The sequence below is a fragment of the Terriglobus saanensis SP1PR4 genome (genome assembly GCF_000179915.2).
GTDB lineage: Bacteria > Acidobacteriota > Terriglobia > Terriglobales > Acidobacteriaceae > Terriglobus > Terriglobus saanensis.
The window spans coordinates 2180801-2198089 of sequence record NC_014963.1 but is presented as its reverse complement, the minus strand read 5'-3'; the positions used below and the strand labels follow the sequence as shown (position 1 = coordinate 2198089).

The 17289-nt window shown below is 57.2% G+C and carries 19 protein-coding genes; 4 read left to right on the top strand and 15 right to left on the bottom strand.

Annotated features, from left to right (window positions below; genetic code table 11):
• Positions 1 to 20: 20 nt before the first annotated feature.
• The 13 genes from ACIPR4_RS09045 to ACIPR4_RS08985 form a co-directional block, all read right to left on the bottom strand.
• A complete protein-coding gene (locus ACIPR4_RS09045; RefSeq protein WP_013568357.1) occupies positions 21 to 305 on the bottom strand; it encodes a flagellar hook assembly protein FlgD in 285 nt (94 codons plus the stop codon).
• 13 nt (positions 306 to 318) lie between these two features.
• Positions 319 to 1884, bottom strand: a complete 1566-nt coding sequence (locus ACIPR4_RS09040) for a hypothetical protein (RefSeq protein ID WP_187290273.1) — start codon at positions 1882 to 1884, stop codon at positions 319 to 321.
• Positions 1885 to 1939: 55 nt separating this feature from the next.
• The gene (locus tag ACIPR4_RS09035; protein ID WP_013568355.1) at positions 1940 to 2383 is read right to left on the bottom strand and encodes a hypothetical protein; all 444 of its coding nucleotides are present in this window, start codon (positions 2381 to 2383) and stop codon (positions 1940 to 1942) included.
• On the bottom strand, positions 2380 to 3684 hold the full coding sequence (locus tag ACIPR4_RS09030) for a FliI/YscN family ATPase (protein WP_013568354.1): 1305 nt from the start codon (positions 3682 to 3684) through the stop codon (positions 2380 to 2382). The genes ACIPR4_RS09035 and ACIPR4_RS09030 overlap by 4 nt, the downstream gene beginning before the upstream one ends.
• A gap of 8 nt (positions 3685 to 3692) precedes the next feature.
• Complete coding sequence (locus tag ACIPR4_RS09025; protein WP_041586013.1) at positions 3693 to 4205, bottom strand: FliH/SctL family protein; 513 nt, start codon at positions 4203 to 4205, stop codon at positions 3693 to 3695.
• 130 nt (positions 4206 to 4335) lie between these two features.
• Positions 4336 to 5361 carry a flagellar motor switch protein FliG gene (gene fliG, locus ACIPR4_RS09020; protein WP_013568352.1) on the bottom strand — a complete coding sequence of 342 codons (1026 nt, stop codon included), beginning with the start codon at positions 5359 to 5361 and terminating at the stop codon, positions 4336 to 4338.
• Positions 5358 to 7037, bottom strand: coding sequence for a flagellar basal-body MS-ring/collar protein FliF (fliF, locus tag ACIPR4_RS09015; RefSeq protein ID WP_013568351.1), 1680 nt, complete (start codon positions 7035 to 7037; stop codon positions 5358 to 5360). The genes fliG and fliF overlap by 4 nt, the downstream gene beginning before the upstream one ends.
• Before the next feature lie 15 nt (positions 7038 to 7052).
• Complete coding sequence (gene fliE / locus ACIPR4_RS09010) at positions 7053 to 7370, bottom strand: flagellar hook-basal body complex protein FliE (protein ID WP_013568350.1); 318 nt, start codon at positions 7368 to 7370, stop codon at positions 7053 to 7055.
• A 10-nt stretch (positions 7371 to 7380) separates the two neighbouring features.
• On the bottom strand, positions 7381 to 7839 hold the full coding sequence (gene flgC, locus ACIPR4_RS09005) for a flagellar basal body rod protein FlgC (RefSeq protein WP_013568349.1): 459 nt from the start codon (positions 7837 to 7839) through the stop codon (positions 7381 to 7383).
• 2 nt (positions 7840 to 7841) lie between these two features.
• A complete protein-coding gene (gene flgB / locus ACIPR4_RS09000) occupies positions 7842 to 8204 on the bottom strand; it encodes a flagellar basal body rod protein FlgB (RefSeq protein ID WP_013568348.1) in 363 nt (120 codons plus the stop codon).
• 116 nt (positions 8205 to 8320) lie between these two features.
• Positions 8321 to 9592: a sigma-54 interaction domain-containing protein gene (locus tag ACIPR4_RS08995; RefSeq protein ID WP_013568347.1), complete on the bottom strand. Its 1272-nt coding sequence runs from the start codon at positions 9590 to 9592 to the stop codon at positions 8321 to 8323.
• Positions 9589 to 9828, bottom strand: coding sequence for a hypothetical protein (locus ACIPR4_RS08990; RefSeq protein ID WP_013568346.1), 240 nt, complete (start codon positions 9826 to 9828; stop codon positions 9589 to 9591). The genes ACIPR4_RS08995 and ACIPR4_RS08990 overlap by 4 nt, the downstream gene beginning before the upstream one ends.
• Before the next feature lie 31 nt (positions 9829 to 9859).
• A complete protein-coding gene (locus ACIPR4_RS08985; RefSeq protein ID WP_013568345.1) occupies positions 9860 to 10600 on the bottom strand; it encodes a response regulator transcription factor in 741 nt (246 codons plus the stop codon).
• Positions 10601 to 10854: 254 nt separating this feature from the next.
• Here ACIPR4_RS08985 and lexA point away from each other — a divergent pair, with 254 nt between their 5' ends.
• The 4 genes from lexA (at position 10855) to ACIPR4_RS08965 (ending at position 14416) form a co-directional block, all read left to right on the top strand.
• Entirely contained in the window at positions 10855 to 11460 is a 606-nt protein-coding gene (gene lexA / locus ACIPR4_RS08980; protein WP_013568344.1) for a transcriptional repressor LexA, read from the top strand.
• Between the two features lie 71 nt (positions 11461 to 11531).
• Positions 11532 to 12734: an efflux RND transporter periplasmic adaptor subunit gene (locus ACIPR4_RS08975; RefSeq protein WP_013568343.1), complete on the top strand. Its 1203-nt coding sequence runs from the start codon at positions 11532 to 11534 to the stop codon at positions 12732 to 12734.
• A gap of 24 nt (positions 12735 to 12758) precedes the next feature.
• Entirely contained in the window at positions 12759 to 13667 is a 909-nt protein-coding gene (locus tag ACIPR4_RS08970) for a DUF4097 family beta strand repeat-containing protein (protein WP_013568342.1), read from the top strand.
• 20 nt (positions 13668 to 13687) lie between these two features.
• Positions 13688 to 14416: an HAD-IA family hydrolase gene (locus ACIPR4_RS08965; RefSeq protein ID WP_013568341.1), complete on the top strand. Its 729-nt coding sequence runs from the start codon at positions 13688 to 13690 to the stop codon at positions 14414 to 14416.
• On the opposite strand, the gene ACIPR4_RS08960 is transcribed toward ACIPR4_RS08965, so the two are convergent.
• Both ACIPR4_RS08960 and ACIPR4_RS08955 read right to left on the bottom strand, forming a co-directional pair.
• Complete coding sequence (locus ACIPR4_RS08960; RefSeq protein WP_425358318.1) at positions 14413 to 15804, bottom strand: DHA2 family efflux MFS transporter permease subunit; 1392 nt, start codon at positions 15802 to 15804, stop codon at positions 14413 to 14415. The genes ACIPR4_RS08965 and ACIPR4_RS08960 overlap by 4 nt on opposite strands.
• Before the next feature lie 69 nt (positions 15805 to 15873).
• A complete protein-coding gene (locus tag ACIPR4_RS08955; protein ID WP_013568339.1) occupies positions 15874 to 17280 on the bottom strand; it encodes a DUF418 domain-containing protein in 1407 nt (468 codons plus the stop codon).
• Positions 17281 to 17289 lie beyond the last annotated feature (9 nt).

Here is a 17289-nt window from a genome sequence, read left to right as displayed (position 1 = left end):
GCTCCTTGAGTTTGAGTAGTCTAGGTGGTGGGTGGGATATCCAGGCTGGAGGTCAGTTCACCGATGCCAGTGTTGATCCCGATGAGCTGTTGGAGGCTATTGACACCGACGAGTTGCTGGATGTACTGCGTGGGATCACTCGGCGCTGTGGGGTCCTGGTTTTGCATCTCCGCGACAAGGAGAGTCATGAAGTCATCTGAGGTGATGGTGTCATTGCTCGTTGCGGTTGTAGGGTTGGTGCTGGTGTCCATTGCACTTGCTGCGGACGCCGTGGGATGTTGAGTGCCCGTAACACTTGTACTCATCTCATTCCTTTCTTCAGACGCGGATACTGATCCATCCGGGTCTGCCTGCTTCAGATCTGTTGGTGTATTGGGTTAGAGTTTGCGCGGTCTGCCGGGTCTGTACTTCTTCGTCCCTGGGCGCAGTGACCGCATCATCGAAAGATTTTTCATTGTTACGTCCCTGATCTGCCGAACCACGTTCCTCTCGATGCTGCGTGAACTGCATCGCGTCGGAGGGCGCATGTCCGGAGGCATTATTTGGCGGCAGGTTTCCGCCACTGGACGCCGCTGGCGCAACAACACTGACAGACAACGAGAGACTATGTTCCGAGAGGTAGGCGGAAAGTCCGTTCGTCTGGGAGACCAGAGAGACATGTCCGGCGACGCTCCGAGGTAAAAGCTGCGCGGCGACACTTCCGTCGCTCTGCAACTCAGCACGCACACTTACAGGACCGTGCTGCGAATCGGGAACGCTGATCTCAATCATGCGATCAGAGACGATGTGCATCTGCCCCGATTGGTTCGCAGTATCTGTATCTATCTGCATCTGTCGCATGGGAGAGGAGACGTCGTTATTCCCCGGGTCAGCGACCTTCGCCCCTGCAACGGTCACACTGTGTGCCATCGGCGGAGAAATTACTTGCTGGAGCGCTTGTGTTTCCTTAAAACTGCCGATTCCCGCATTTAGCGCTGCCTGATTTTCGGCTGTCGGCTCAACGGAGGGAGACGACATCTTGCCCTGGTCGTCGGCCGCCGCTTCATGCTCTGTGGCCTTCTGCATGAGGCTGTCGACCCGCCCAGCCGCAACGGCATCTTCTCCCCCTGCTATCGCCACGGCATGCTTCCCCGCGCCGGTGACGGCAATGGATGTACGCAGTGCGGGTGTGACTGGGGGCGCGTCTTTGCTTGCCACATCTTGAGTAGAAGACGGCGAGAGCGCCGCCGGGATCGCTGCAGGAAGAGGCGAGCCTGGAGGCGTCAGTGCGGCTTGAGATGTAGAGGGCGGAGTGGTCGCCTGTGCTGCGAAGGAGTTCGACTCAACTGCATGAGACGTCATCAGGACAAGCTTGTGCGCAACCTTGGCATGAATTCCCTTGCCCTTATCGGTAGCTTTATCTGGATCGGCGGCACCTCCCTCAGCCTTCGCAATTTCTAGCTTGGCGGCAATATCTGCATCCTGCGCGACCTCTGTCGCCGAAGGGGCGTCTGTTCGCTTTAAGGCGAGCTTAATCGGCCTGCCCTGCGTTTCGTTTACGCCATCAGTCTTTGCAGAATCTTTAGGAGCCTGAAGATTCTTTCCATCTTCCCCCTCGGCCTTCTCAGGAACAGTCTGCGGAGTTTTCTCCTCAATCGATTTCAAAGCAGGGGTACTACCCGCCGGGGATGACTTGCTCGGTTCGCTTTTCGCAGTACCGCTTTCAATCGATTTATCATGACCAACGTCTGACTTTTCGGTGAGCGTCCCGGAAGTTCCCTTGGCACTCGCAAAGAGATCCGCAAACGATCCAGAGTGCTTCGTATCCTTGTTGCCTTGAACCTGATCGCCAGATCCGGGCATCACGTCGATCGAATTAGACGAAATATCTGAAACTGTCATCACGCGCATGCCTCGTGCTTGCAGGTGCAAGCAAACAGCCAAATCAGACTAGAGAATTCTAAGGTTGATCTTTCCTGCGTGAAAGCTGACGGGCCGCGTAAAGATCATCAATTTCCTGCTGCTCATGGCGCTGCATGATGCGGTCTATTTCCATCTCGAGGCGATTCAACACGCCGCGTACCTGCTCCATGGTCTTGTGTCTCTCCATCCACTCTCGCTCGTGTTGGTTTCGTTCCAGACGTGCCGCACGGAGCGCATGAAGGATTCTTTCGCGCATCAGGGTCAGGGCCTCCGACGAAAGAAGATCTTCCGCACCGACGAGGCTATTCTCTCTTCTAGCAGATACAGGTCCGGATGCCTGGCGTAATTCCAGGGACTCGAGACGCTTCGCCATGAGGGTGACTCTCTGGACCGATTGCGCCATGGCAAGCTTTGCTCCACGCTCCTGGGTGAGGCAGAGAGCGAGCACACGTCGAAGAGAAGCAATACGTTGCGAGCTCAAGCCATTTCCAAACCATGCAATGCAGCGAGAGTAGAAGCGTAGTCCGCACGTTCTTCGGACGTCTGCTGAAAGAAAGTCTGAATGCGCGGATGCATGCGAATGGCGTGATCAAGCTCTGCATCCATCCCGCTCTTGTACATTCCCAGCCGTACCATGTCTTCGGAGCGTGCATACGTCGCCATGGTGCGGCGGATCTTCGCGGCATCCTGGCGATGCTCGGCGGAGATCACGGCCGGCATCAGGCGGCTGAGCGAGTCGAGCACATGCACTGGAGGATAGATCCCGGCGGACGCCATCTCGCGCGAGAGCACGATATGTCCGTCGAGGAGCGAGCGAGCGGCGTCCACGAGAGGGTCCTGCTGATCGTCTCCCTCCATCAAAACGGTATAGAACGCTGTCATACTTCCGGTTCCGAAGTTCCCAGCGCGTTCGACTAGACGGGCCATCTTTGCAAAGACAGAGGGAGTGTACCCTTTGGTCGCTGCCGGTTCTCCCGCTGCCAGACCGACCTCGCGCGCTGCCATGGCATAGCGTGTGAGCGAATCCAAAACGAGGAGAACGTGCTTTCCCTTGGCAGCATAAGACTCAGCTAACGTCGTTGCTGCGAGCGCAGCCCTCATACGCATCAGCGGCGACTCGTCCGAGGTAGAAACCACCGTCACCGAACGCCGCCGCCCTTTCTCACCGAGAGAGTCTTCAAGAAACTCGCGCACCTCGCGGCCGCGTTCGCCCACCAAGCCCACAATGGTAAGGTCCGCCGAAGTATTCCGCGTCATCATGCCGATCAGGGTGCTCTTACCCACACCCGATCCGCCGAAGATGCCGACGCGTTGGCCTCGCCCGACCGTCATCATGGCGTCCAGCACACGGACGCCGGTGGCTAAAGGCGTTTGAATCGGGACCCGGTGCATCGCCATAGGAAGATCGCCATCCAGCGGACGAAACGTTTCGACGCGTGGTGCTTGCCGTTCATCGATAGGCCGGCCCCTGGCATCCAATACGCGTCCGAGACAATCTTCGCCAACGCCGAGAGAAGGAACTTCTCCAGTCGTCATCACACGATCTCCAAAGCGAATGCCTCTGGAGCTCGACAGCGGCATGGAGATGAGGTGCGATCCACGAAATCCGATCACCTCGGCGGCGTGGTACCCACCTTTACTATCGACAATCTCGCACGCCTCTCCTACAGAACAGGACGGACCATCGGAAGAGATGGTCTGTGCAGTTGCCTCCACCACCCTGCCATACCACCGTGCGGACGGTAGTTGCTGCAGACGGTTGAAGTAGGAGGCGAGCGGCACGGTCGTCTTTACACTCCGAAGGCTGGACGTCGCAGCATGAGATCGAAGAATCCACGCTCTATCTCTTTCAACTGAGCGCGGATTCCTAGATCGATGGTCCCCATGCGGGTTTCAAGGACACACTCACCTTTGGTGAGACTGTGGTCTCCGACCAACTCCGGCGGATCCGGACTTTGGCCCATACGCTGTGTCCAGGCGTCTACCTCCGAAGAAGAAACACGCAGAATCACGCCACTGCGATCCGCTACATTGTCGAGAGCGACCCTGGCCGCGCCGGCAAGCAGAAGTGGATCCATCTCCACCTCGCGATGCAGAACACGTTCCGCGATCGCTAGAGAGAGACGGACCACCTCGCCCTCTACGCCTTCAAAGTACTTGCGCCGCTCTTCGGTAAAGTTTTCCAGAGTTCGAGAGAGGGAGGCTCGTTCTTCATTCAACTTGAGTTCGAAAGCCGCTTCCAGCATCTCAGTGCTTGCGATCTCTATGGCCTCCGGCTGCCGCGGCGGGGAGAGTACCTCCACGACAGTTTCCTCAACCGGCTCGGGGGCTTGGGCTATGGCATATCGATCTTCTCCTTCCGGATCCAAGCAACGAAAGACCAGTGGAGAAACACCTTCGGGTAAAAAAGGCGCTTCATTTACCCATGTTTGTTCAGAGTGTGATGTCACTGTCTGCCTCCATCTTTAGAATGATCTTGCCTTCAGCATCGAGTCGCCGCGCCAGCGCGAGCATCTCCTGCTGAGCCTGTGAGATATCCCGTCCACGTATAGGACCAAGCGCTTCTATATCGTCTTTCAGCATGTCTACAGCACGTGAACTCATGCACTGGAAGACATGCGTTCGCAGGTTTTCATCCGCCGTCTTAAGAGAGATCGCTAGAACCTTTTTATCGACCGCGTTGACCAACTCACGAATGCTGGTTGAAGGGACGGTGATCAGGTCATCGAAGGTGAACATCAGGTTGCGAATTCCAAGGGCGAGTTTGGGTTCTTTCTGTTCAATCTCGTCGAGAATGTTTCTACTCGCGCTCTGATCCAGACGATTAAGAAGGTCGGCGACGGCTTTGAATCCTGCATAGGAACGGCGACCATTGGCTCCTAGCGCTTCAATCCGACGATAGAGAATGAGTGCCACCTTCTGTGCCATCTCCGGAGAGAACTGGCGCATCTCCGCCAGGCGGCGAACGGCTTCGACGCGCAAATCTTCGCGCAGCTGCATCAGTACCGCAGATCCCTGCTTTGGATGCAGGTGCGCCAGCACAAGAGCGATCGTCTGCGGATGTTCGCCTTCGAGAAATTTACTCAGCTGCGTGGGATCCATTTGCTGAAGCGCCGCGAGATCTCCATGGGAGTTTTCCCGGAGACGATAAATCTGCGCCATGAGATCTTCAGCTCGCTCTTTACCGAAGGCGTCCGTAAGAAGCCTCTCCGCCTGGTCCGGACCACCCCTAAGCAGGACCTGCTGCGTCTCCAGCAGGTCATGAAATTCGGTCAGCACCTCGGCCTGCTCGGTCAGGGTCACTTCGCCTACGCGCGAGATTTCGTCGACCACTCGTTGAATGTGGTCTTCGCTCAGACCCTGAAAGAGTGAGGTCGAGAGCTCGTCTCCCACGCTCATCATGAGAACGGCCGCCTTGCGGAGACCCGGAACTTCGCTGCCATACGTCATCGCGTTCATGAGTCACCCCTCCCAGATCCAATCCATGATTCCAAAAGACGCGCGCTCTGTTGCGGGTCGCTTCGAATCTGATTCTTGACAGCCTCGAAGGTACTTTGCACCTGCGAGGGAGAAATCTGTCCCCCCTCTGGAGGAACAGGGATGTTGAGGTCGATTGCAGTTCTTGGCGCCGGGAGCGCCGGCTGCAGTGCTTTGCTCACCTGTTCGCCGAGCGGACGAAGAACGAAGAAGCAGACAAGAGCGCCGCAAACAACCACACCTAAGGTGCGAATCAAGACTGGCTGCATGCGGAGGAAGTTACTGCCATGTTCCGCCTGACGTTCAAACCAGTTTGGCCTGGCGTCTGCGGCATTTTCGGAGAACGCGATATTCTCAATCACTACCTGGTCGGCTCGCTTGGGATCGAAGCCCACAGCAGCCTGAGCAAGCTGTTCAAGTCGCCGCATCTCCTCCGGCGTTCGTTGTTTCCAGAGAGTCGCGCCGTCCTTTCCAGCCTTTTCAGTCACCGCGCGATCGTTGACTACGACTGCAGCCACAATCCGCTGCACGCGCCCCGGACCACGCTGCGTATGCACAAGGTGTCGCGTGACTGCATAGCTGCTGCTCTCTTCTCGCACAGCCTGCGACGGCCCTCCAGCCTGCGGATAAACCGGAAGTCCGTTCGCGTCCTTCTTCTCAGGCGTCGCCAGAAGTGGCGGAACAGCAGGTGCGGGGCCCGGCATATTGGCAGCCGCGCCAGCGACTGCGCCCTGGCGATTTGCCTGCGTCGAACTCTGTTCGCTTCTCTGCATGCTGACAGGAGCGGATTGCTGCGGATCGTATACCTCGTCGGTCCGCTCCTCTGCCTCTGAGTCGAAGCTTAGATTTACCGTCGCGCGAACATTCCCTGTACCGGCAAGCGGTTCCAGCATAGCCACCAGCTTTCGCTCCAGTGCCTGCTCCTGCTCCTGGACCTCGCCCCTTTGCGTAGGGCCGTTCAGGTCGAAATGTCCATCCGCATCCACAAGCGCCACTTGCTCTGGATGAAGATTCTCAACCGCTCCCGCGACGAGAGCACGAATCGATGCCGCTTGATCTCGCGCCAGAGAAGCGTTCCGCATTTTGAGTACAACGCTGGCCGTGGCGGGATGCTCTTCTGCGGCAAAAAGAGACTGCCGCGAGAGCGTGAGATGGACACGCGCTGAACGCACTGCACCGAGGGTCTCAATCGTGTGCTCCAACTCGCCTTCAAGGGCGCGTTGATAGTTCACCTTCTCATCAAACTCGGAGCCGACCCAGTTGGGCTTATCGAAGAGTTCAAAGCCCATGCGCCCCGAACCGGGCATACCCTTCGCCGCCACCACCATGCGCGCTTTGTCCATCTGTTCGGCGGCCACTTCGATGCCTGAACCATCCGGTGTCGGCTGATATGCAATCCCCGCCGAGCCAAGCTGTTGCTCGACCTGCTGGAGATCTCGTCCTTCAAGCCCCTTAAAGAGCGGACGCCAATCAGTACGCCCTGTCCACCACACCAGGGCCACACAGAATGCGGCAAGAGCGAAGGCACTGGCAAGCAACGTCATTCGCTGACGCTGCGGCATGGCGGCCACGCGGCTGCGCAATTCTCCCGTCAGAGCCAACACCTTCGCTTTGACATTCTGGGGACTTAAACTTGTCTTTTGTAGTTCATTTGCCATGAGGTCGAAAGCACCTTAGAACTGCATCTGCATCATCTGTTGATAAGCGGAGATCGCTTTATTACGGACCTGCAGAGCCAGCTCAAACGCCATCTCCGCCTTCTGCGTCGCGATCATCGCTTCATGCACCTCTACACCATCGCCGCTTAGCAACCCGGTGACAGACTTCGCGGCCTTGGCATCCAACTCCTCCGTCTGTCGCATGGCGGAACGAAATATCTCCGAAAAGCCACCGCTATCTGCCGGCCCTGCGCCGGTAGCCGAAGCGGCGAGCTGCTGCTGCTCTACAGCCTGCGTCGCGATCTGACTCACGATCGCTTGAATACCTGTCATCTGCGCGACCTCACTTCAAAATATCGAGTGATGCGACGACCATCCCTTTTTCTGCCTGCAGGGCCGTCGCGTTCAAACCATAGGAGCGCGTCGCCCCCATCAGATCCACCATCTCCGTCAGTGGGTTGATGTCGGGATACTCCACAAAACCGTCCTTGTCCGCATCCGGATGCGAGGGATCGTATCGGCGGATCGGTGGCGCGCCGTCACCTTCGACGGAGGTCACATCCACCCCACCTTCGACCGTCTGCGATGGCGTCGACAGCAGACTTCCCGCGTGGCGGAAGGAACTTGAAAAAGTGTTGCCGCTCTCCGCCGACGCGAGAAGGACATGCTTCCGGCTGTACGCTCCGCCATCCGCCGTCCTCGTAGTCTCGGCATTGGCCATGTTCGTCGCAACAACCTCCGCGCGTACCCGTTGCGCGTGCAAAGCTGATGCACTGATATCCATCATTCCGAAGAGGTTCATCTCTATTTACTCTCCGACCGGATTGCATCCATGACACGGGAGTACTCCCGCTTGAGCAACTCCACACCGGTCTTGAACTGGAGCTGCGTCTTTGCCAGCTGCATTGCTTCCCTGTCCATAGAGACGTTATTGCCGTCGGGACGGGAGACCAACCCCTCGACTTCCGCGCTCTGGATCTGAGCCGAATCCGCCTGGCCCACTGGCTTATGAAGCGCGTTCGCAAACTCGCGCTCGAAATCGAATCCCTGCGTCTTGTACTCCGGCGTGTCCACATTCGCCATGTTTCCAGCGGTCATCTTCATCTGCTGTGTGGACAGATCGAGATAATGAGAGAGCGCAGCGGCCATCGGTGTCTCAATTTGCATCGCCTTCTCCTGAGTTGAAGCTTCTTCTGGAAGTGTCGATAGGGACGTTGCACTCTCAAGGCCAAAAAATAAGGCCGCTCTCTGAGAGCGGCCTTATTGGTTAGATGAAGAAATTCTTAGGAAGCGCGACTGCGAGACCTGATGCGAATGTCTGGGGGCTGAATGACAGCACTTTGTCCCGAGAGAATCGAAGCGCGCTCCAGCACATGTCCCAGTTCACGCACGTTGCCGGGCCAGGTATGCGCGCAAAGAATCTCCAGCGTGCCTTCTCCCATTCGCTTCGCCTGCGAACGCAGGCCTAACTGCGAGAGGATGTGTTCGACAAGCATTGGCAGATCTTCCATCCGTTCACGGAGCGGAGGGACCTCGACGGGAAAAACCGCGAGACGGTGATAGAGGTCGAGACGGAATTTTCCCTCTGCAGCATGCTGTTCCAGCGGTTGATGCGTTGCCGCAACCACGCGAACATCTACTCGGCTTATCTCATTATCGCCAATACGTTGCAGTTCACCGCACTCCAGAAAACGCAGCATCTTTGCCTGAAGGGCCAAAGGCATCTCACCGATTTCGTCCAGGAAAAGCGTTCCACCATTGGCCGCTTCGATGCGTCCGACGCGCGACTGAACAGCGCCCGTAAATGCGCCCCTCGTATGCCCAAAGAGCTCCGCTTCAAGCAACGACTCCGGAATAGCGGCGCAGTTGAGCACCACCAGAGGCTTGGACGAACGATCGCTTAACCGGTGAACCGCCAGTGCAACCAACTCTTTTCCTGTTCCCGTCTCACCTTCGATCAGAACGGTTGCCGAACGCGGCGCGACCATAGACACCATACTTGCCAGCTCCCGCATGGCTACGCTCGATCCAACGATGCCCGGAAGATGCATGATGGGCGTCTTCGATATCGGCTCGACTCGATTCAGTTCCCGGAGCTCGCTGACGACAATCCGTGGCGCAGGAGGCAAGATCGAAGGGACGAGACGCGGAACGACGAGGGGTGCAGATCTCCACACCGCCCCGTCTCCGACTGAACTCTCTTCCATCTGCCGGAGAACGTGTAGAAGTTCATTCCGCCGCGGACTCCGTGGTGTAGTAGAACTTGGTGCGCCATCGATATGAATGAGGTCCATCGAAGGAAAGTGGACTCCTACCCATTTCGAAAACTCCGACACTTCAAGGTCCGGGAGCCACGTATCGACGAGAAGCGCCTCGTGAGGACGCTCATCAAGATGTCCCATCGCCTCTGCCCCACCTGCAGCCTCGGCCACACTCCAACGCATGCCAGCGAGGAGCAGACGCAGACGCGAACGAACGGCAGCGTCCGGGCTCACCACAATTACCGTGCGTACAGGAGCCATGCTTCCCTGGAAATTGAAAGGAACTGAACTCATACGATTTCCTCCTCCTCTGGTTCTCCCAGGGCGAAGCGCATGCGCTGGACCGATCTCATCAGTCGGGCACACTCTTTCAGTGCATTGTCGATGCCCTCTCGCATAGACCTATCGTCTCCCTGCAGCTTCGCCAACTCAAGCAGGCATAAGACCGCCGTCACAGGCTGGCTAAGGTCGTGGAGTTCTTCGCGTGCATTCGCAAGCATGGCGTTCTGTCTCAATTTCGTGCGTTCCAACTTCAACTCCCGAACTGATGTTTCCGTCGAATTATGCACTGATCTCGAGCCCCCGCTCATCCGTCTTTTCCCTTTGTTGTCGGTTTTTCATTGCGCGCAGGCGATACCCTTCGCCTCGTACCGTTTCTATAAGCGAGCTAACTCCAAAGAGAGAGGCCACCTTAGGTTCGAGCTTCTTTCGCAGGTAGTTCACGTAGACATCGACGACATTGGTTCCCGCCTCTGGGGCCATGGACCAGACTTTGGCCAGAAGTTCCTTCCGGGAGACGCAACGATCATGATGAAGCAGCAGATATTCCAGCAGAGCGAACTCTTTGACCGTTAGATCGACCGGCTCGCCTCCCCGCTGCACCTTGCGGTGCATCCTGTCCATCGTCAGATCGTCATGACGCAAAACACTGTCCACGGGGAAAGCCCGCCGTCTTTCGAGCGCACGACACCGGGCGATGAGTTCATGAAAACTGAAGGGCTTCATCATGCAATCGTCAGCCCCCAGGTTCAGCGAACTGATTCTGTCTTCAATGCCGACTCGTCCGGTCAGTACAAGGATTGCCATGCCTCCGTGCAGACCCTGGAGGGCTTGCAGAACATCCAGGCCGTCGCGCTTGGGGAGACCCAGGTCAAGCACCATCAGATCGAGCCGGTGCTCCATGACATAGTCCACGGCAGCATCGCCGTCTCCCACCCAAGCCACTTCGTGGCCCTCAAGTTTCAACCCTCTCTCTAAGAACAGGCCCAGTGCCCGATCATCCTCTACAACAAGAACTCTCATTGATGCTCCAAAGCCAGAAAATTTGTGCTGCAGTCTTGCAGTGTTTTGCGGGTCCAGAGTTATTTCCGGTTTACTTACCTTCTCGCGTCGTCGATACGGACTCAAGAAAAACCAGAGAGCCTTCTTAATAGATCGGTTCAAATCGGGAATACTTGAATTTCATGAGAAGTAAAGGGGTTATCTATTCAGCTACCGGTTTGCAGATCCGAAGATTTGGATGTTGCAATTCGCTTTTTATTCGCTAAAATCTTCGCATGGCTATCACGCGTCGGCAAAAAGAGGTCATCGACTTTCTTACAGGGTTCACGCAGAAGAACGGCTACTCCCCCTCGTACGAGGAGATCGCACAGGGGTTGGGACTCAACTCCCTCGCCACGGTGCATAAGCACGTGACCAATCTGCAGAACAAAGGCCTCCTACAGCGGGCGCATAATCGCAGCCGGTCGATCGATGTTCTGGCGCCTCGAACCTCGCGCCGCATGTCGGACCGCCTTCCCCTGATGGGCCGAATCGCAGCTGGAAAGCCTGTAGAAGCCATTGAAAACGCAGAAAGTATTTCGCTCTCCGAAATTATCGGCAACCGCGAGGTCTTCGCGCTTGAGGTTCGCGGCGACTCCATGCGCGATGAACACATCGTCAATGGAGACTATGTTCTGGTCGAACGCACTGCCACCGCACGCCAGGGAGAGATTATCGTCGCTCTGGTTGATGGTTGCGATGCCACACTCAAGCGTTTTTACCGCGAAGGCAATATGATCCGACTTCAGCCCTCCAACGCGGAGATGGCACCCATCTACGCTCCCGCCGAAAATGTCGTCATCCAGGGCAAAGTTCTGGGAATGCTCCGAAAATATGCCTGATCCCCCGCCGGGAACCTTTCCCCGCCGGGTTGCGTATCCTGCTGCATCTCACGCGGAGTGTGAATGCAGATATGGCACGGAAGCGCAAAACAAAACTCATCGTGATCCTCTCTATCGCAATTGCGGTCGTCGGAACCCTCGGCGTCTTCGGTTATAGAACGGCGATGGAGCCCGCAAAGATCGACGCCGCGCAAATTGCGACCGTAGACCGAGGCGATATAGCTCGTTCGGTCGTCGCCACGGGTAAAGTCCAGCCGATCACCAAGGTCGAGGTAAAGTCCAAGGCTTCTGGGATCGTCGAAAAGCTCTCCACTGACATCAATCAGACGGTCCACCGGGGCCAGATTCTCGCCCAGCTCGATGAAGTTGAGATCCAGGCACAGGTAGAAGCGGCCCGCGCACAGCTTGCGGGTGCCGAATCCAACGAGCGTTCCTGCCAGGCGGCCATCACGCTCGACCGCGTCAACGCCGAATCCCCCGACCTCCCCATGATTAAGCATACGTACGAACGAACCGCCGCCATGTCGCGGGATGGTGTTATGTCCGCCCAGATGCTGGATGACTCCCACCAGAAATATGTGATCGCCATCAATACCCGTGATCGCGCGCTGGCCCAGATCACAGTGGATGAAGCCAAGCTCAAACAGGCACAATCTCAAGTAGCACAAAGCAGAGCCAGCCTCCGTCAATTGGAAGAGCAACTCTCTTACACCACCATTACGTCGCCCATGGATGGCGTCGTTCTCTCGCGGGACGTCGAAGTCGGCAACGCGGTCAGTTCCATCCTTGTTATGGGTTCAACCGCGACACTCGTTATGACACTCGGCGATATTTCGCAGGTTTACGTGCAGGGAAAAGTGGATGAGAGCGATATCGGCCACATCTATCTCGGCCAGGCAGCGCGCATCCGCGTCGAGAGCTTCAAGGACAAGACCTTCAACGGCAAGGTCACAAAAATTGCACCCCTGGGAATAGAAAAAGACAATGTCACGACCTTCGAAGTGCGTGTCTCCATCGACAATCCCGGGGGTGACCTGAAGGCCAATATGACGGCAAACGCTGAGGTGCTTCTCGAAGAACATAAGAATGTTCTCTCTGTTCCAGAGCAGGCCGTCATCTACGACAAGGCACGTAACGCCACGATTGAAATTCCCTCCAAAGACGACAACACCGGCCGCAAGAAGGTGCCGGTCAAGGTCGGCCTTTCCAACGGGGTGCGCACCGAAGTTGTCTCCGGCCTGAGAGCCGGCGATCGAGTCCTTCTCCAGCAGTAAGATCTACTTAGTAAGGAGTTCCCCATGATGCCTTTCATTCGTTCTTCCGCCGCCGTCCTCCTCTTCGCCGCCACTGCGGTGGTCCTGCACGCGGAAGATTTCACTCGCACCCTACCCGCCTCGGGTACGCCCCACGTCGCCGTGAACACGGGCTCCGGATATATCCATCTCGTTCCTGGTTCGTCGAATGAGGTGCGCATCACCGGCCATGTGCGTAAAGACAACTCCTGGCACTTCGGGAACGATGAAGATCGAATTCGCCGTATCGTCTCGAATCCGCCGATCGAGCAGACCCCCGATGGCATCTTCATCGGCCGCAACAACGACCGCGATCTCTTTCAGCACATCAGCATTGACTACGACGTCACACTCCCAGCGGGAAGCTCCATCGAAGCACGCAGCGGTTCTGGAGATATTCGCGCCCGCGCCTTCAACGGTCCCTTCGCTGCGCATACGGGCTCTGGTGACGTCGAGGTGGGCGAGCTCGGTTCCAACGTAAGACTGGATACCGGATCGGGTTCTATCCGCGCAAATGGTGTTCGCGGTGCAGCCATTGCACGCACCGGCTCTGGCGATATTGAACTCCATCAGACAGCTCCGGGGGACGTTCGGGCCGAGACAGGCAGTGGCTCTATCCGGCTCCAGGGCATCAACGGCGGGCTTCGCGCCAATACCGGATCTGGAGACATTGAGATCCAGGGACAGATCGCTACAGACTGGCATATCGATACCGGTTCGGGCAGCATTCGGATCGCTCTCGGCCGCGACGCGCACTTTGGCGTAGAGGCGTCCACGGGATCCGGAACGGTCCATACGGAGCAGCAGATCATGATGCGCGGCAGCCTGAATCCGCACCGCGTCACCGGTTCGGTCAACGGCGGTGGTCCTATCCTGCATATGCAGACAGGATCGGGAGACATTCAGATCCGCTAGCGTTCTCGTAAACTAGCGGAATGCAACCTGCTTTCCTCGCAAGCGACCTGCGTCTTCTCGTCTTCGATCTGGATGGAACATTGATCGACTCGCAGATCGATCTGGTCAACTCTGTCAACGCGACGCTGGAGGCTTTCCACCTCCAGCCGCTGGACCATCCCACGGTGGCAACCTATATCGGTGATGGCGCGGCCATGCTCATCCGCCGCGCGCTTGCGCAAGCGAAAGGTGCGCCTCCGGAAGAGGACTTTGCCTCGCATGCGCTGGAATATTTCCTCGAATACTACCGTGTCCACAAGCTGGACTTCACCTATGTCTACGACGGCGTCTTCGAATCGCTACGTGCGATACGCAGCGCACTTCCGGACCTTCCCATGGCGATCCTGACCAACAAGCCTTTTCGACCATCTCGCGCCATCTGCGATGCGCTTGAGCTCTCACCCTTCTTCTTCCAGAACTACGGAGGAGACAGCTTCATCAACAAAAAGCCCGATCCTGAAGGGTATTTGCAGCTGATGAAAGAGGCTTCCGCGTTGTCGGGAATAACCATCGCTGCTTCCCAGACGGTCATGATCGGGGACTCTGGCGTGGACATCGCGACGGCCAAAGCCGCAGGCGCGCGATCCATCGGCTGCCAATATGGCCTGTCTCCAGATTCCCTTCACCATGCGGCACCCGATGCCCTGGCAGGGACGCCTTTCGACTGGGCTCCCCTGCTCGGATTTCCGATAGCGTACGAGGTACGTTAGACCGAGCTCTCTTCCGCCGCCAGCAGCGCTGTAGATCTACCCGCAACCGTATCGCCTGCATCCGGTCGCAGCGCCAGGATTGAGGGAAGTCCGCAGAGCATCAACAGCCCGACCACCCAGAACGCGGCATGGAATTCGCGCAGATGCTCCACCCCTCCGTCATAGCGCCACGCGACCAGGCGGATAATCATCGCGCCAAGACCTACGCCTATGCTGGTGTTCAACTGCTGCGCCATGGCAAACATCGCCGATCCGGAGCTCATCCGGTCTTCCGGAAGATCGGCAAAACAGAGCGTCGTCAACGAAGTGAGCTGCATCGACCGGCCCAGACCGCTGAGAAACAGCACTAGAAGAATCGCCCAATGCGGTGTCGCAGGAGAGAGACGCGCACAGGCGAAGAAGACCAGGGCGGTCAATGCCCCGTTCACGATCAGAACGCGCCGGAAACCGTAGCGTCGCAGCAGCGGCGTGGTGAGCGGTTTCATCGCCAGATTTCCTGCAAAGACCGCCACCACAAGTGAGCCTGCTGCAAACGCGCTCATACCGAAGCCCACCTGGAACATCAACGGCAGTAGAAATGGCGTCACAAAGATCGCCATGCGGAACCAGGACCCTCCACTCGTGACCGCACGGAAGGTCGCAACCTTGAGCATGTCCAGATGAAAGAGCGGTGCTTTTGTGCGTCGGAGATGCCAGACAGCACCAAACGCGCTGCTCATGGCGAGCACTCCCAGTCCCGTGACGAGCGACCAACGCACAGGGCTCTTGCTGGAGAACTCCATCCACTCGATCAGGCTGAAGCAGGCCAAACCGACCAGGACAAACCCTATCCAGTCGAAGGGTGTCGTCCTGTGTCTCCTCTCATCGCGCACAAGAATGAAGGTGCATACCAGGAGAACCAGGCCAATCGGCACGTTCAGGAGAAACATCCATCGCCAGTTGAAGTACGTTGTAATCCATCCACCAAGCGGAGGCCCTAGGATCGGCGCAACCAGCGCAGGCCAGACGGTGTATGCGATCGTCCGCATGATCTGATGCTTTGGCGTCTCGCGCACTGTCATCAGGCGGCCGACGGGCACCATCATCGATCCACCCAGACCCTGTACTACGCGGGCCAGCGTGAACTGTGTCAGCGTGTGGCAGGAACCACACCAGATCGACGCTAGCGTAAAGATCGCAATCGCCGAAGAAAAGACCTTGCGCGTTCCAAAGCGGTCCGCCATCCATCCGCTAATGGGAATAAAAACAGCCAGCGCCAGAAGATACGACGTCACGCCGATGTTCACATCGACGACGCCCGTGCGGAAGCTTCCCGCCATCGCTGGAAGGCCGGTGGCGATAATCGTCCCGTCCAAGTTCTCCATGAACAGTGCGCCCGCCACCAACATCGCGATCGCGAACGACCGCCTAGAAAGTCCACCCGGGCTCATCTCTTCATCTTCGCATCTGCGTGCTACTCAGGCCAAAGCAGCAGTCTTTCTGGGAAGCAGCCGCATCGGCTGCTTCTTCCAGTAGGTCAAAGAACGCCACACCCACTCCGCCGGTCCAAAACGGAAGTAGCGGAGCCAGATGGAACTGAACACAAGATTCACAGTCCACATGCAGAAGACGACGTAATAGATCTTGTAGTACTCCATATAGCCGTACCAGTGCAGCGGACCCCAGGTGAAGAGAAACTGCATGCTAATGCTCGTGAGCAGATAATTGGACAACGCCATCTGCCCTACGGCGGCGATGCGTTGCAGAGCCCATTTGAAGACGCCGCTCTTCAACAACACCATCAGGAAGGCAGCATTTCCGAGCGCTCCGGAGACCCGTCCGACGTCGTATGGGAATAAGGTCCACTCATTTGTCTGGAAGAAATCGAACCCACCCTTCCAGGCCACGTACGTTCCCACGCCCACAACACTCCACGAAATCCCCAGACCGATGACGGCACACCACGCATACGTCTTACGCGAAAGCCTTCCGCTCAGGAACCCATTGCGGTAGAGCGCCATACCCAACAGCATCATGCCGAACCAGTCGCCAAAGCCGAAGTAGGCCCCCTTCAATTCACCTCTGAGCACATCGCTCGCAGCGTGCCCTTGAGCCGCCCAATAGCCTTTTTGGTTGGCCGCAATGTCCTCGTACATCTTTTTAGTGGGAACACGCCAGCGCTCCTGCACACTCTTCCACTTCTTCAAGGCATCCTGGTCTTTTTCTTCCAGTGGTTGATGCTTTGCCAGCTTGGCATTTACCTTGTCCGCCGCCTTCTTCGCGCTTATCGCAGAGCCAAACTGCCCACCGCTCAACAGCGCAGAGTTTAGAGCCAGTACGATCCCTGCGATCCACATCAGGCGCTTTGCCCGCAGGTTCCGAAATGGGAACAGGAAGAGCAGAGCACATGTGCCGTAATAAAAGAGGATGTCTCCTCCCCAGATCAGGAAGCCGTGCAGCATGCCGAAGAGCACGAGCCACATGTTCCGGCGCGTATAAATGTCGGCGACTTTCAATCCCGCGCCACGCTTCTCCCCGCGCTCCGTCAGCAGGATCACACCTGCGCCAAAGAGCATGCTGAAGAGGGCACGCATTTTGCCTTCGGCCAGAATCCACCGCAGAAACCAGGCGATTGTATTGACCTTCCAGTGCGGGCCATTGAAAACCGGCTTCACCGTGTTGATGGGAAAGGTGTAATTCGAATATCCATACGCAAAGTCGCAGATGTTCATCACGAGGATGCCCATCAGGGAAAATCCGCGCAGCATATCGATGCTGCTGATCCGCTCTTCCCGGTCGACAGGAGCTACCGCGTGTGGCGGCCCCGCAAGTTCCTCATTTGCCCCTGCAGGGAGCACACCTGTGTCAAGCGTGGTGGTACTCATAAGCTTCCC

What these genes read in the sequence shown, in the direction of transcription:
- ACIPR4_RS09045 (WP_013568357.1), bottom strand. Translation starts at nt 305, where the DNA reads ATGAGTACAAGTGTTACGGGCACTCAACATCCCACGGCGTCCGCAGCA.
- fliG (WP_013568352.1), bottom strand. Translation starts at nt 5,361, where the DNA reads ATGAACGCGATGACGTATGGCAGCGAAGTTCCGGGTCTCCGCAAGGCG.
- fliF (WP_013568351.1), bottom strand. Translation starts at nt 7,037, where the DNA reads ATGGCAAATGAACTACAAAAGACAAGTTTAAGTCCCCAGAATGTCAAA.
- fliE (WP_013568350.1), bottom strand. Translation starts at nt 7,370, where the DNA reads ATGACAGGTATTCAAGCGATCGTGAGTCAGATCGCGACGCAGGCTGTA.
- flgC (WP_013568349.1), bottom strand. Translation starts at nt 7,839, where the DNA reads ATGAACCTCTTCGGAATGATGGATATCAGTGCATCAGCTTTGCACGCG.
- flgB (WP_013568348.1), bottom strand. Translation starts at nt 8,204, where the DNA reads ATGCAAATTGAGACACCGATGGCCGCTGCGCTCTCTCATTATCTCGAT.
- ACIPR4_RS08995 (WP_013568347.1), bottom strand. Translation starts at nt 9,592, where the DNA reads ATGAGTTCAGTTCCTTTCAATTTCCAGGGAAGCATGGCTCCTGTACGC.
- ACIPR4_RS08985 (WP_013568345.1), bottom strand. Translation starts at nt 10,600, where the DNA reads ATGAGAGTTCTTGTTGTAGAGGATGATCGGGCACTGGGCCTGTTCTTA.
- lexA (WP_013568344.1), top strand. Translation starts at nt 10,855, where the DNA reads ATGGCTATCACGCGTCGGCAAAAAGAGGTCATCGACTTTCTTACAGGG.
- ACIPR4_RS08975 (WP_013568343.1), top strand. Translation starts at nt 11,532, where the DNA reads ATGGCACGGAAGCGCAAAACAAAACTCATCGTGATCCTCTCTATCGCA.
- ACIPR4_RS08970 (WP_013568342.1), top strand. Translation starts at nt 12,759, where the DNA reads ATGATGCCTTTCATTCGTTCTTCCGCCGCCGTCCTCCTCTTCGCCGCC.
- ACIPR4_RS08965 (WP_013568341.1), top strand. Translation starts at nt 13,688, where the DNA reads ATGCAACCTGCTTTCCTCGCAAGCGACCTGCGTCTTCTCGTCTTCGAT.
- ACIPR4_RS08960 (WP_425358318.1), bottom strand. Translation starts at nt 15,804, where the DNA reads ATGTTGGTGGCGGGCGCACTGTTCATGGAGAACTTGGACGGGACGATT.
- ACIPR4_RS08955 (WP_013568339.1), bottom strand. Translation starts at nt 17,280, where the DNA reads ATGAGTACCACCACGCTTGACACAGGTGTGCTCCCTGCAGGGGCAAAT.